Source organism: Polaribacter sp. Asnod6-C07 (assembly GCF_045063625.1).
Classification (GTDB): domain Bacteria; phylum Bacteroidota; class Bacteroidia; order Flavobacteriales; family Flavobacteriaceae; genus Polaribacter; species Polaribacter vadi_A.
This window is the reverse complement of sequence record NZ_JBEFOF010000005.1, coordinates 3,424,966-3,439,988: the sequence shown is the minus strand read 5'-3', so window position 1 is coordinate 3,439,988 and position 15,023 is coordinate 3,424,966. Positions and strand designations below refer to the sequence as shown.

General features: G+C 28.4%; 10 protein-coding genes. 7 read left to right on the top strand and 3 right to left on the bottom strand.

Annotation, left to right across the window (positions count from 1 at the left end; genetic code table 11):
• Positions 1-11 precede the first annotated feature (11 nt).
• The gene (tsaD, locus tag ACJJVK_RS14960) at positions 12-1,037 is read right to left on the bottom strand and encodes a tRNA (adenosine(37)-N6)-threonylcarbamoyltransferase complex transferase subunit TsaD (protein ID WP_405567425.1); all 1,026 of its coding nucleotides are present in this window, start codon (positions 1,035-1,037) and stop codon (positions 12-14) included.
• 218 nt (positions 1,038-1,255) lie between these two features.
• Between tsaD and ACJJVK_RS14955 the strand changes: the two genes are divergently transcribed.
• From ACJJVK_RS14955 to ACJJVK_RS14940, 4 genes are all read left to right on the top strand, one after another.
• Entirely contained in the window at positions 1,256-5,656 is a 4,401-nt protein-coding gene (locus ACJJVK_RS14955; RefSeq protein WP_405567422.1) for a translocation/assembly module TamB domain-containing protein, read from the top strand.
• Positions 5,657-5,828: 172 nt separating this feature from the next.
• A complete protein-coding gene (pfkA, locus tag ACJJVK_RS14950) occupies positions 5,829-6,812 on the top strand; it encodes a 6-phosphofructokinase (RefSeq protein ID WP_215996037.1) in 984 nt (327 codons plus the stop codon).
• 19 nt (positions 6,813-6,831) lie between these two features.
• Positions 6,832-7,827 (top strand): type I glyceraldehyde-3-phosphate dehydrogenase, encoded by a 996-nt coding sequence (gene gap, locus ACJJVK_RS14945; RefSeq protein WP_215996038.1) that lies wholly within the window; start codon positions 6,832-6,834, stop codon positions 7,825-7,827.
• 72 nt (positions 7,828-7,899) lie between these two features.
• Positions 7,900-8,262 carry a methylglyoxal synthase gene (locus tag ACJJVK_RS14940; protein WP_215996039.1) on the top strand — a complete coding sequence of 121 codons (363 nt, stop codon included), beginning with the start codon at positions 7,900-7,902 and terminating at the stop codon, positions 8,260-8,262.
• Here the strand turns inward: ACJJVK_RS14940 and ACJJVK_RS14935 are convergent.
• Complete coding sequence (locus ACJJVK_RS14935; protein WP_405567420.1) at positions 8,255-8,635, bottom strand: Rid family detoxifying hydrolase; 381 nt, start codon at positions 8,633-8,635, stop codon at positions 8,255-8,257. The genes ACJJVK_RS14940 and ACJJVK_RS14935 overlap by 8 nt on opposite strands.
• Before the next feature lie 82 nt (positions 8,636-8,717).
• The gene (locus ACJJVK_RS14930) at positions 8,718-11,429 is read right to left on the bottom strand and encodes a putative LPS assembly protein LptD (protein WP_405567417.1); all 2,712 of its coding nucleotides are present in this window, start codon (positions 11,427-11,429) and stop codon (positions 8,718-8,720) included.
• A gap of 91 nt (positions 11,430-11,520) precedes the next feature.
• Between ACJJVK_RS14930 and ACJJVK_RS14925 the strand changes: the two genes are divergently transcribed.
• From ACJJVK_RS14925 to ACJJVK_RS14915, 3 genes are read left to right on the top strand one after another with little or no spacing between them, the layout of a single operon-like run.
• Positions 11,521-12,615 carry an N-acetylmuramoyl-L-alanine amidase gene (locus ACJJVK_RS14925; protein WP_405567415.1) on the top strand — a complete coding sequence of 365 codons (1,095 nt, stop codon included), beginning with the start codon at positions 11,521-11,523 and terminating at the stop codon, positions 12,613-12,615.
• Between the two features lie 54 nt (positions 12,616-12,669).
• Positions 12,670-13,638 (top strand): MlaD family protein, encoded by a 969-nt coding sequence (locus ACJJVK_RS14920; protein ID WP_215996043.1) that lies wholly within the window; start codon positions 12,670-12,672, stop codon positions 13,636-13,638.
• Between the two features lie 26 nt (positions 13,639-13,664).
• Entirely contained in the window at positions 13,665-14,981 is a 1,317-nt protein-coding gene (locus ACJJVK_RS14915) for a 4Fe-4S dicluster domain-containing protein (RefSeq protein ID WP_405567412.1), read from the top strand.
• Positions 14,982-15,023: the final 42 nt, after the last annotated feature.

The following is a 15,023-nucleotide window of genomic DNA, read 5'->3' as shown; positions in this document are numbered from 1 at the left end:
TTAACAAAAAGTTATTCTGTAACCTTTAAACGAGCTTTAGCAGTTACAGAAACATCTGCATAATTATTATTCAAAAATTTTAAATAGCCAGTAATTGCAATCATTGCAGCATTATCAGTTGTGTATTCAAATTTAGGAACGTAAGTAGACCAACCAAAATGTTTTTCTGCCAATTGTAATCTTGCTCTAATTTCTGAATTTGCAGAAACTCCACCAGCAATTGCAATTCTTTTAATTCCGGTTTTTTTAACTGCATTTTTTAATTTGTCCATTAAAATTTCTACAATTGTATATTGTATAGAAGCGCAAATATCATTTAAGTTTTCTTCTATAAAATTAGGATTAATTCGTTGTTGTTTTTGAATAAAATACAAAATACCTGTTTTTAAACCGCTAAAACTAAAATCTAAATCGCCCACTTTTGGTTTGGTAAATGGGTAAGCTTTTGGGTTACCTAATTTTGCGTATTTGTCTATTAAAGGTCCTCCAGGATAAGCTAAGCCTAAAATTTTGGCAGATTTATCGAAAGCTTCTCCAACTGCATCATCTATAGTTTGCCCTAAAATTTCCATTTCAAAATGATTAGTAACTTTAACAATTTGTGTGTGGCCACCACTAATTGTTAAACAGATAAAAGGAAACTCTGGTATTTTACTGTTTTCTTCTTCAATAAAATGCGCTAAAATATGAGCTTGCATATGATTTACATCTATTAACGGAATTTGTAAACCCAAAGCCAAAGATTTAGCAAAAGAGGTACCAACAAGTAAAGACCCCATTAAACCTGGGCCTTTGGTAAAAGCTATAGCAGATAATTGTTCTTTTGTAATATTAGCCTGCTCTAAAGCTTGTTGTACAACTGGCACAATATTTTGTTGATGAGCTCTAGAAGCTAATTCTGGAACAACACCTCCGTATTTTGAGTGTACTTCTTGGTTAGCAACAACATTACTTAAAACTTTTGCGTTACAGATTACAGATGCACTAGTATCATCGCAAGAAGATTCAATTGCTAAAATATATATGGATTTGTTCATGAATTCAGTTAAAGTATTGCAAAATTAAGTATAAATTTAGCTATGTTTTCAAATTTAATTATAGATATTTAATAGTTTATTAAATTTGCACGTTATTTGTAATAATTGGCAATATTTTTGCTGGTTAATTATATAGTTTTCAATTTTAAATAACAAATCTCATCAAAAATAAAGGAAAAATAATACTAAAATGGCTAGGGTACTTTGTACTCTTTTTATTGTTTATAAGTATTATACTTTCTATACCTGCTGTACAAACAAAAATAGGTAATTATTTAACTAATAAAGTTAATAAGGATTTTGGTACAGATTTAACTATTGAAAAAGTAGATCTATCTTTCTTAGGTAGTGTACAATTAAAAGGGGTTAAGATAAAAGACCATCATAAAGACACCTTAATTTATGTAAATAAGTTAAGTACTTCAATATTAAATGCAAAAAGAATTATAGATAGCGAAGTTAATTTAAAAAGTATTTCTTTAGATGATGCTTTTTTTTACATGAAAACTTATAAAGGAGAAGATGATGATAACCTTTCTGTTTTTATAGATTCTTTTGATGATGGTAAGCCTAAAGACTCATTGGCTAATCCATTTATTTTAAGGTCATCAAATGTTTATGTAAATAATTTAAATTATAAAATTGTTGATGCAAGAAAGACAGATTCAGTAATCTATTTTGCAAAAAATGCAGGTGGTAATTTACAAGATTTGTCAATAGAAGGGCCAAACTTTTCTACAAACATTAGGGGTTTACATTTTACTGATAAATACGGATTAAAAATCACCAATTTAACTACTAATTTTGAGTACACTAAAACTGCAATGCATTTTTTAGAAACTACATTGCAAACCAAGAATACAGATATAAAAGCCAATATAGATTTTACTTACAAAAGAGAAGACCTAATAGATTTTAATAATAAAGTACAAATCAACGCGCAATTTAAAGATAGTAAAATAGCTATTCAAGACGTTAAAAAGTTTTATAACGAATTAAATGGTAATGATATACTTAGTTTAAAAAGCGGAAAAGTTAACGGAAAACTAAATAATTTTGAAGTTAAAAAATTGAACCTTTCTTCTAAAAAAGGATTGTTTATAAATGGAGATTTATCTTTTGTAAATGCCTTAAGAACAGAAAGAGGTTTTATTTTTGAAGGTGATTTAGCCAATTTAAGAGCAACTTATAAAGAGTTGAAAAATATTTTACCCAATGTTTTAGGTAAAACTCTACCTACAGATTTTGAGAAACTTGGTAAGTTTAATTTAAAAGGTCATGTTAAAGTTACACCTGTTCAAATTCAGGCAGATGTTATTGTAAACTCTCAGATTGGTTCTACAATTTCAGATTTACAAATTGGTAATATAGATAATATTGACTATGCTACTTATAATGGAGAAATTGAGCTGCAAGATTTTAATATAGGTGTTTTTTTTAACGATCCATTATTTGGTGAAGTTTCTTTAAAAGGTGATGTAAATGGTAGTGGTTTTAAATTAGATAACATTAACACTAAATTTTTAGGAAACGTATCTGAATTTGAGTTTAAGAACTATAACTATCAAAATATTTCTGCAAATGGTTTGTACCAAAACAATAAGTTTGATGGTGAATTAAAAATTGATGATACCAATTTTAAAATGGACTTTAATGGTTTAGCAGATTTATCTAACGAAATAAATAAGTTCGATTTTAAATCAGATATTACTTATCTTAATTTAAAAGAAACCAACCTTTTTACTAGAGATAGTATAGCTAATTTAAAAGGTTTAATAGTCTTAGATGTAGAAGGTAATACTTTCGATGATATTGTTGGTAATGCTGTTTTTAAAGATGTGTATTATACCAATCAAAAAGAAGAATTTAGTTTTAAAGAGTTTAAAGTTTCATCATCTGTAAGAGATAGTATTAAAAGAATAGACTTAACATCAGAAGATATTGCAAATGGTTTTATAGAAGGTAAATTTACTTTTTCTGAGGTAGGTAGAGTAGCACAAAATGCTTTGGGTAGTATTTATGCAAATTATCAACCTTTTGAGGTTAAACCTAATCAATTCCTAGATTTTAATTTTACTATCTACAATCAAGTTGTAAACGTGTTTTTTCCTGAAGTTTATATTGATGATAATACCAAGATTAAAGGTAAAATAGAATCTAATAAAAACCAATTAAAACTTACATTTTCATCGCCAAGAATAGATGTTTATGGTAATGAGTTAAAAGAAATTTTATTAAGAACAGACAATCAAAACCCTTTTTATAATTCGCATTTAACAGCATCAGAAGTAAATACAAAATATTATAAAGTATCTAAATTAAACTTACTTAATAAAACTCAAAATGATACTTTATTTTTTAAATCAGAATTTAATGGTGGTTTAAAAAATAACGAAAACTTTAATTTAGATTTTTTCTATACTATAGATAAAGAAGAAAAATCTGTATTAGGTTTCGAAAAATCTACGTTTGTATTAAAAAATACAGCTTGGAAAATTAATCCTGATGAAAAAAATACAGATAAAATTACTTTTGATTTAAGTAATAACGAGTTTAATTTTAGCCAATTTAAATTAACATCTGGTCAACAAGAAATTAAATTTAAAGGAAATTTAAAAGGTGATTCTGAAAAGAAGTTTTTTGCTGATTTTACAAAGGTTAAATTACAAAGTTTTATGCCAGATATAGATAGTTTAGCATTAAAAGGTAAGGTTTCTGGTAATTTAGATTTTGTACAAAACGATAATATTTATCAACCAGAAGCAGTTTTAGTAATCAAAGATTTTGAAGTCAATAATTTTAATCAAGGAGAATTAGCCATTAATATTATTGGTGACAATTCTTACGAAAAATACAATGTAGATTTATCAATAAAAAATGATAAAGTAAAAAGTATTGCAGCAACAGGTGTTTTAGATTTTTCAAATAAAAGACCTATAATAGATTTAGAGGTGTTTTTAGAAGATTATCAATTAGAAGCATTTAGTCCTTTAGGTCAAGATGTAATTTCTTCTTTAAGAGGTAGTGTTTCAGGTAATTTTAACTTAAGAGGCTTTTTAGGGAACCCAGATATGGAAGGTAGTTTAACACTTAAAAACGCAGGTTTAAAATTCCCATATTTAAATATTGATTATGATTTTGATGGTTTGTCTGTTGTTACTTTAGATCAACAATCGTTTATTTTAGAAGATATAAATCTAGTAGACACAAAATATAAATCTAAAGGTAAATTTTTAGGAAGTATTACACATCAAAATTTTGAAAAATGGTTTTTAGATTTAGAAATAGACACTAACAATCTATTAGTTTTAGATACACAAAATACAGAAGAAGCATTGTATTATGGTACAGCTTTTATGGATGGTACAGCAAATATAACTGGTTTAACAGACCAATTAGATATTACTGTTAATGCAAAAACCAATGCAAATACAAAGTTTGTAGTTCCTTTAAAAGATGTTGAAACTGTAGATAGTTACAGTTTAATACATTTTAAAACAGACAAAATTAGTACAGAAGACAGGCAAAAGCAATTAGCAGAAGAAGCAGTTAAAAACTTGTCTTTAAACATAGATATAGAGGTTACTAAAGATGCAGAAGCACAAGTTGTAATTGATGAAATTAATGGAAGCCAATTATCTGGTAGAGGCTCAGGGAATTTACAAATAAGAATAGATACAAGAGGTAAATTCGATATGTTTGGTGATTATATTATTGATAATGGAGTATATGATTTTAAATATGGAGGTATAATTAATAAACCATTTGTAATTCAAAAAGGAGGTACAGTTTCTTGGAGTGGTAACCCATATGAAGCTAATTTAGATGTTACAGCCATTTATACAGCAAAAGCTAATCCTGGTGTTTTATTAGAAAACTTTAATTCTAATAGAAAAGAAGAAATAGATTTAGTAACGAGAATTACTGGAGATTTATTTAATTCTAAACAAGAATTAGATATTCAACTAACAAATGTAGACCCAACCATAGCAAGTGAGTTAGAATTTATTTTAAATGATAATAATGTAAATGAAAAAACCACTCAGTTTATTTCATTATTAGCTTTTAATTCATTTAGAAACCCAGATAATGCTAGTTTCGATGTTAATAATACACTTACTAGCACAGCCTCAAGTGCAATTGCAGGCGCTTTTTCAAATTTATTAAACAGTCCAGATAGTAAGTTTCAATTAGGTTTAGACTATCAACAAGGAGAAGTTAATGATATAGATCGATTAAATATTGATAATCAATTTGATTTATCTGTTAGCACTCAAGTAAGTGAAAGAGTAATAATTAATGGTAAAGTAGGTGTACCTGTAGGTGCAGAAACTCAATCTAGTGTTGTTGGTGAGGTAAAGGTAGAAGTATTACTAAATACAGATGGTAACTTTAGAGGTATTATTTTTAATCGTCAAAACGAAATTCAGTACTCACAAGAAGAAGAAGGCTACACTCAGGGTGTAGGTCTATCGTATCAAGTTAATTTTAATACAATATCAGGTTTACTTACTAAAATTGGTTTAAAGAAGAAAGCCATAAACAAATCAGAAAATCTTGTAAAAAAAGATACTTTAAAACCTAAAAAGAATCAATTAATAAATTTTGAAGGGAATTAATCATTAACATTTCCGCAAAGATTTTATAACAATTACTAATCAAAAAAATGAAAACGATTTCGAGTCAGAATCTTTAATTTTCCTTTTAAAATAAGGGACTTTAAGGCTATAACGTTTTCGTAACTTTATTATTTTAAATCATTAAAAAGAATTATTTTTACATCATAATAATATGAAAAAAATAAAAAAAATAGGCGTTTTAACTTCTGGAGGGGATTCTCCAGGTATGAACGCAGCAATCAGATCTGTTGTAAGAACTTGTGCTTTTTATAAAATAGAGTGTGCAGGTATTTATAGAGGATATCAAGGTATGATTGAAGGGGATTTTATAGAACTAAATGCACGTAGTGTAAAAGGTATAATCAATAAAGGAGGTACATTCTTAAAGTCTGCAAGGTCTAAAGAATTTATGACTAAAGAAGGTAGGCAGAAAGCTTTTGAGCAGTTACAAAAAGCAAAAATTGATGCTTTTGTTGTAATTGGTGGAGATGGTAGTTTCACTGGAGGGTTAGTTTTTAATCAAGAATTTGGTTTTCCAGTAATGGGTATTCCAGGAACTATAGATAATGATATAGAAGGTACTTCTCATACACTTGGTTACGATACAACATTAAATACAGTTGTAGATGTTATCGATAAAATTAGAGATACTGCATCATCACACAACAGACTTTTCTTTGTAGAAGTAATGGGTAGAGATGTAGGGCATATTGCATTAAATGCTGGTGTAGGTGCAGGTGCAGAAGAAATTTTAATACCAGAAGAAGATTTAGGATTAGAGCGTTTATTAGAATCTTTAAGAAGAAGTAAACAATCTGGTAAATCTTCTAGTATTGTAATTGTTGCTGAAGGTGATAAAACAGGTAAAAATGTTTTTGAATTGAAAGATTATGTAAACGAACATTTACCAGAATATGAAGTTAGAGTATCTGTTTTAGGTCATATGCAAAGAGGGGGGTCTCCTTCTTGTTTTGATCGTGTTTTAGCAAGTAGAATGGGTGTAAAGGCTGTAGAAAGTTTAATTGATGGTAAATCTAATTTAATGGTAGGTTTAATTAGCGATAAAATAACTGTTACACCATTAGAAAAAGCAATTAAAGGACAATCAAAAATAAATAAAGAATTAATACGAGTTTCAGATATAATGTCTGTATAACATAAATAACAAGAATAAGATGATTAAAATAGGAATTAACGGATTTGGTAGAATTGGTAGATTAGCATTCAGATCTGCAGTTAAAAGAGAAAATGTACAAGTAGTTGCAATAAATGATTTATTAGACGTAGATTATTTAGCTTATATGTTAAAATACGATTCAGTTCATGGTGCTTTTGATGGTACTGTAGAAGTTGCAGATGGTAAATTAATCGTTGATGGTAATGAAATTAGAATTTCTGCAGAAAGAAACCCAGCTGATTTAAAATGGGATGAAGTAGAAGCTGAATATGTTTTAGAATGTACTGGTATTTTCAAAAGCTTAGAGCAAGCTGATTTACACATACAAGGTGGAGCTAAAAAAGTAGCTATTTCTGCTCCTTCTGGAGATGCACCAATGTTTGTAATGGGGGTAAACCACACAAAATTACAAGCTTCAGATACTATCTTTTCTAACGCATCTTGTACAACAAATTGTTTAGCACCAATTGCTAAAGTTTTAAATGATAACTTCGGAATTGCAGAAGGTTTAATGACAACTGTTCACGCAGCAACTGCAACTCAAAAAACTGTAGATAGCCCTTCTAATAAAGATTGGAGAGGTGGTAGAGCAGCAATACACAATATTATACCTTCTTCTACAGGAGCTGCAAAAGCAGTAGGTAAAGTAATTCCTGAATTAAATGGTAAATTAACTGGTATGGCTTTTAGAGTACCAACTATGGATGTTTCTGTTGTAGATTTAACTGTAAAGTTAGAAAAAGGTGCTTCTTACGAAGAAGTAAAAGCAGCAATGAAATCTGCTTCAGAAAATGAAATGGCAGGTGTTTTAGGTTATACTGAAGAGTTAGTAGTTTCTCAAGATTTTGTTGGTGAAACTCGTACTTCTGTATTTGATGCAAATGCAGGTATTGCTTTAAATGATAACTTTGTAAAAGTTGTTTCTTGGTATGATAATGAAATCGGTTATTCAACTAAATTAGTAGATTTAGTAGAATATTCTGCATCATTATAAACAAAAATAATTATATAATTTTTAAGCCTAAGTGTAAGAAATTACACTTAGGCTTTTATTTTAAACTTAAATATGGAAATAGCAATTATAGCTCATGATGGCATGAAAGCAGAAATGGTTCAATTTTTAAATGAACACAAAGAAACATTACTTCAAAAAAGAATTCAATTAATTTCTACAGGTACAACAGGTTTAAAAGCAGAAAAAGCAGGTTTTAAGGTAACTAAGTTTTTGTCAGGCCCAATTGGTGGTGATGCTCAAATAGCAAGTAGAGTAGCTGAAGGTAAATGTAATATGGTTTTATTTTTTAGAGACCCACATGCAAAACATCCTCATGAACCAGATATTATTATGTTATTAAGAATTTGTGATGTACATAATGTACCTTTAGCAACAAATCCTTCTACTGCAAATTTATTAATTAAAGCTATTTAATAGCAATTACGCTAATCTCTACATTTACAAATTTTGGTAAATTAGCTACTTCTACAGTTTCTCTGGCAGGAGCAGTTTCTTCATTAAAATAGCTTCCATAAATGGCGTTAATTTTAGCAAATTGATGCATATCAGCAATAAAAATAGAAGTTTTAATTACGTTATCAAAGGTCATTTCTGCAGCTTCTAAAACAGCTTTTACATTTTGCATTACTTGTTTGGTTTCATTTTCAATAGAATCTAAAACTAATTCACCACTTTCTGGGTTAATTGCAATTTGACCAGAAGTATATAAAGTATTTCCACTTAAAACTGCTTGATTGTATGGGCCAATAGGAGCAGGAGCATACTTAGTTGTTATTATTTTTTTCATTTTTATGTAAGTTTAATATCTTTAAATATCAATTTAAATAAGGGTAATAATAAAAGATTTTGAAGAAGTGTTTTATCTATAATTAAAATAAAACTCTATCTGGTGGTTTGTTTTTATCCCATTTTAAATCAGAAAGTGTAGATGATTTTACACCAATAAAAAAGGTGTAAGAAGAATTTGTACCAAAAGGAACCCAGTTAAAGTTAAACTGCCAACTATCTAAATCTCTTGTAAAATTAAATCGAGAGAAAGAGAAAGCACCACCTTTAACATCATAACCAGAAGAGTAACCCACTTTCCATTTTGGTGATAATTCTATATTACCACTAAAACCTAAAGTATGTACACCAACTTCTCCAGGTTCTATACCATTATTACTATAATTAGCAGAATAGACTAAGTTTAAAGACCAAGGTATTTTAGCTCTATATAAGTCTGTTTTTGTAGTTCCTCCTTTTTCATTTTTTGCTGTAGTTCTTCTACCTTGATCATTTGTAGGGTCTATATTAGCACCCATTGTATCTGGAGGATTGTTTGCACCATTTCCATTTTTATCTTTATCATTCTCTTTCGATTTATCAAAATCAGTACTAGAAATAGAATAATTTGCGGTTAAATTTGCACTCGATAATCTAGGAAAAGAATTAAATTCATTAATTCTAACAGTACTTCCATCTACATCAATTGCTTGATAAGGATCTAAAGAACCAGTAAAGTTTAACGCTAATTTATCTTTAAATAAACGAGTACCAGCATTAAATGAAACATTAGACCAACGTAAACTATCAGCAGCAATATTATAAGACGAACTAAAATTTAAGTTGTTTAAGAGCATTACTTTTTCATCTTCTTCATCACTATCTGGGTCTTTGGGGGCTACTTTTGCCTCTAAAACATTATTTAAAGAGATACCAATAGAATTACTTAATCCAGAGGATGGAGCTCCGTAAATTCCTTGATCAAAAATTGTGTATTCTTCAAAGTCAGTTGGGTCTGTACTTTGTTGTACTTCTTTAATAAATTTATCTTTAAAATCGGGTCTGTAAGAATATGAAATTGTAGGTCTAAAGGTATGTCTAATTGCTTTTAGTCTTCCTTTTTTAAAGTTGAAAGTACCATAAATGTTCGTAGATAAACTAACACCCATATTATATTCTCTATAGGTTTTAAAACCTCTTAAAGTATCAGTTACAACAACATTACTAGTTTCATCATATTCTTTTTGAATATAATCAAATTGCCAAGTTTCTTCATAATTTGCACTTGGTGATAATGTAAAGTACTTAAAGGCTGTTATATTGGTGCTAGTACTTGTGCTGTGTTGTGCACCAGCTCTAGCTGTTTCAAACATTTTACTAGTTAAAAACTCATCATCTGTGGTGTTAATTAAATACTGACCTTGCATATTATAATTAAAACCTAATTTTTGAATAGGATTATTTTTTATACCTCCTTTTCCTTGAAAAGGATAAAGTCTATTCATATTTAAAGTTAAAGAAGGCAAAGTCATAGTTATGCTTTCTGTATTTGTATTTTGTTGATGTGTAGCTGTAAGGGCCATATTAAAAGGTGTACCAACAAAAGTTTTACTATAATTTATAGATGAGTTAAAAGTATTATTTTGGGTTTGTGCTACATTATATTGGTTTAGAGATTCTCTAAAAAAGCTACTACTACCCAAATTTACTGAGGCAGAAAACCTAGAATTAGGACTGGCTTTTGAGTCTTGACTATGGCTCCACCTTACATTAAAATTATTGCTTTTACTAAAATCATCAAAACCTCTAATACCACTAATAATATTTTCGAAATCAAAACTAAAAACACCACTAAACCTATAGCGTTTTACATAATTTGAGTTAGTTCTAATACCCCAACTACCATTAGCCCAAACATCTGCAGTAAGATTTAAATCGACATTATCATTAATAGCAAAATAGTAACCACCATTTTGTAAACCAACACCTCTGTTACTACTTCCTGTATCAAAAGATGGCATTAAAAAACCAGATGTACTTGTTTCTGTCATAGGGAAATAGGCAAAAGGCAATACAAGTGGTGTGGGTACATCTGCCAAAACTAAATTACTAAAACCAACAATAATCTTTTTTCCTGGTACTAATTTTGCTTTATCTGTTTTGATGTAATAATCTGGCACTTCTTTTTCTGAAGTAGTAAATTTTATTTTTCTGATATAAATTGTAGAATCATTTACACGTTTTGTTTTTTCACCATAAGTAAACATTTCTCCTTGTTTGGTTTTTAAACCATAAATTAAAGCACGTTTACTTTTAAAGTTATATAATATAGAATCTTGTTCAGATTCTTGGCCACCTTGTTTAAAAACTGGTCTTTGTGCATAACCAGTACTATCTATAATCCCTTTTGCAAAAAGTGTATTTTTCTTATAATCAATAACAATTGTACCAGCCTTTAAATCTATATCAGTATAAGTAATATTGGCTTCGTTATATAAAGTTACTGTTTGGTCTTTAGCATTTTGAATTGTATAATCTTTTGCTACATGAACAATAATATCATCAATAGACTCTTTTGGTTTTAAAGAATCATTAACAATGGTATCTATTTGTTTTGTGAGTAAACTATCTTTTTTAAATTGAAAGATAGAATCTTTGTTAATTGTATTTAAAGAGTCTTTTTTCTTCGGATTAATCGTGTCTTTTACTACAGTAGGTATTACTATTTTTTCTTTGGATTTTATATCTTGTGAAAAACTATTCTTTATTACAAAGAAGCAGCAAAATAAAAGTAAGTATGATAGGTTTGTTTGCAATGCTATAAATACTATTTTTGTAGTGAGTAAAAGTATGGCTCAATATTTGAAACACAAAATTAATGAAGCCAAAATTAGTTAAAATTTATTGATGAATAATTTACATGCCCACAAATTTAATATCAACTTAAAAAATCTATTCTTTTTAGTCATTTCTTTGTTTGTTTTCTTGTCATCATCAATAATAAACGCACAAAAGGTATATACTATTGTAATAGATGCAGGTCATGGAGGTAAAGATCCTGGTAATTTAGGAAATGGTTATAAAGAAAAAGACATTGTTTTAAAAGTAGCGTTAATAGTTGGTGAAAGTTTATCTAAAGAAAAAGATATAAAAGTTATTTATACTAGAAAAGGAGATACTTACCCAGATCTTTGGAAAAGAGGAGAAATTGCAAATACAGCTAAAGCAGATTTGTTTGTTTCTATTCATTGCGATTCTCATACCTCTAATGCTTTTGGGGCAGGTACTTTTGTTTTAGGTTTAAGGGGTAATAAAAAAAACCTAGAAATTGCTAAGAGAGAAAATGCATCAATTTTATTATACGAAGATAATTATAAAGAAAAATACAAAGGTTTTGACTCTAATTCTGCAGAATCTGTAATTGGCTTGTCGCTTTTACAAGAAGAAAATTTAGATAAAAGTTTAGAAATAGCCAGTTTAATTCAGAGTAATTTTGCCTATAAATTAAAACGTAATAATAGAAAGGTTAAACAAGATAATTTTCAAGTATTAAGAGAAACAATTATGCCAAGTGTTTTGGTAGAATTGGGTTTTTTAACCAATAAAAATGAAGGTAGATATTTAAATTCTTCTAAAGGACAACAACAAATGGGTAAAGCAATTGTAGATGCTTTAAAAAAATACATTAATAATTTAAAATTAAATACAGTTAACCAAGAAACATATAATAATATTAATGTAGATGTTGTAGAATTTAAAATTCAAATTGCTTCTGGTAAAAATAAAATACCTACAAAATCTTATAATTTTAAGGGTTTATCAAATATTCAGAGAGTGCAAGTTGGTAGTTATTACAAATATTATTATGGTGTAAGTAACTCATATAAAGAGGCTTTAAAATCTTTAAAGATTGCAAAACAAAAAGGATATAAATCAGCTTTTATGGTTGCTTTTAAAAATGGAGAAAAAGTTGCTGTACAAGATGTGTATAAAATGAATTAAATTTGATGGTAGCAACCAAAAATAATTAGTAATATTGTTAGTAAATTTCCAAATATGTCAAAAGAATTAAAAACCGGTATAATAGCTATTTTAATTGTAGTTGCTTTTTTTTGGGGCTATAATTTTTTAAAAGGCCATGATGTTTTTTCGCCCTCAGCAAGAGAGTTTATTGTAGAATATAATAATGTAGGTGGTTTAACAGAAGCTAGTCTAGTTACAATAAATGGTTTAAAAGTAGGACAAGTAGAAGATATTAATTTTAACAATAATCCTGGTAAAAAAGGAAAACTAGTTGTTAGATTCACTTTAGAAAATGATATTGAATTCTCTAAAGAAAGTATTGTAAAAATATATTCACCAAACCCATTATCTGGTTCTAATTTAGCAATTATACCAAGTTATGAAGGTGAACTTGCTGTTACATCAGATACTTTACAAGGAGAAATAAAAGCTGGCTTATTAACATCTATAGGAGAACGATTAGATCCCTTACAAACAAAATTAGAAAAAGTTATAGTAAGAGCAGATACTTTGTTTAGCGGAATAAATAAAGTTTTAAATGACGAAACTATTGTTGGTATAAATTCTTCAGTAACCAATTTAGCTGCAACTATTTATGAGTTAAGACAAGCTGTTACATCTGTTAACCATTTAGTTTCTGATAATAAAGAAAACTTAAAAATAACCTTAGAGAATGCAAAAAATATTACTGGTAACTTAAATAAACTTTCAGATAGTTTAACAACAGTTAACTTTAATCAAATTGTACAGAAAGCAGAAAATGCTGTAGACAATTTTAACGAATTATCAATTAAAATTAACTCAACAGATGGTACTATTGGTAGGTTAATTAATGATGATGACTTGTATAAAAATATGGAAGCAGCATCAAAAGAATTAGAACAGTTATTAAGAGATTTAAAAACAAATCCTAAGAGATATGTTCATTTTTCTTTATTTGGTAAAAAACCTAAAGAATACGTTCCTACAGCTCCAGATAGTTTGTTGTTTATCAAAGAATAATGTTATATTAATTTAATTTTTATAGAATGCAATATTTACCAAACATATTTTTTATTATCGTCTTAATTGCAGGTATTGGTTTTTTTGTGATGAATGTCAAAAAATTATCAAGAAACATCAAATTAGGGAAAGATGTAGATAGATCAGACAGAAAGTCTGAACGTTTAAAAAATATGATGATGATTGCTCTTGGGCAATCTAAAATGGTAAAAAGACCTTTTTCAGGATTTTTGCATATTATTGTTTATGTTGGTTTTATCATTATAAATATTGAGGTTTTAGAAATTATTATTGATGGTATTTTTGGCACACACAGAATTTTTCTTGGTGTTTTAGGCAATGCTTTTTATGGTTTTTTAATTGGTACTTTCGAGGTTTTAGCTGCTTTAGTTTTTATTGCAGTAGTTATCTTTTGGTTACGTAGAAATGTATCTAACATTAAACGTTTTTTAAGTAAAGAAATGAAAGGTTGGCCAAAAAATGATGGAAATTACATCCTTTATTTTGAAATGGTTTTAATGACCTTGTTTTTGGTGATGAATGCCACTGATCCAACATTTCAACAAGCAGGGATTGGAAATCCAATAAGTCAATTTGTTGCGCCCTTATTTAATGGTTTTTCTTCAGATACAATTCATGCAATTGAAAGAACTGCTTGGTGGATTCATATTTTAGGAATTTTAGTTTTCTTAAACTATTTATATTATTCAAAGCATTTACATATTTTATTGGCATTCCCAAATACATATTTTGCAAATTTAAATCCAAAAGGACAATTCAATAATTTAGAATCAGTTACTAACGAAGTTAAATTAATGATGGACCCTGATGCAGATCCTTATGCAATGCCAGAAGAAGGAGCAGAAGAAACTGTGCCAGAAAAATTCGGTGCATCAGATGTTACAGATTTAAATTGGGTGCAATTATTAAACTCTTATACATGTACAGAATGTGGTAGATGTACGTCTTCTTGTCCTGCAAACTTAACTGGTAAGAAACTATCTCCTCGTAAAATTATGATGGATACAAGAGATCGTTTAGAAGAAGTTGGTAGAAATATTGATGCTAATAATGGTGTTTTTGTTGATGATAATAAGCAATTACTAAACGATTATATTTCTCCAGAAGAACTTTGGGCATGTACAAGTTGCAATGCTTGTGTAGAAGAATGCCCTGTAAACATAGACCCATTATCTATTATTATGGATATGAGAAGGTATTTAGTTATGGAACAAAGTGCTGCTCCACAAGAATTAAATATGATGATGACTAATGTTGAAAATAATGGAGCTCCTTGGCAATATAATCAACAAGACAGATTAAACTGGGCAAACGAAGAATAAACAATTTTTAATTAATAATTATCAATTACGAATTGTTTAAAT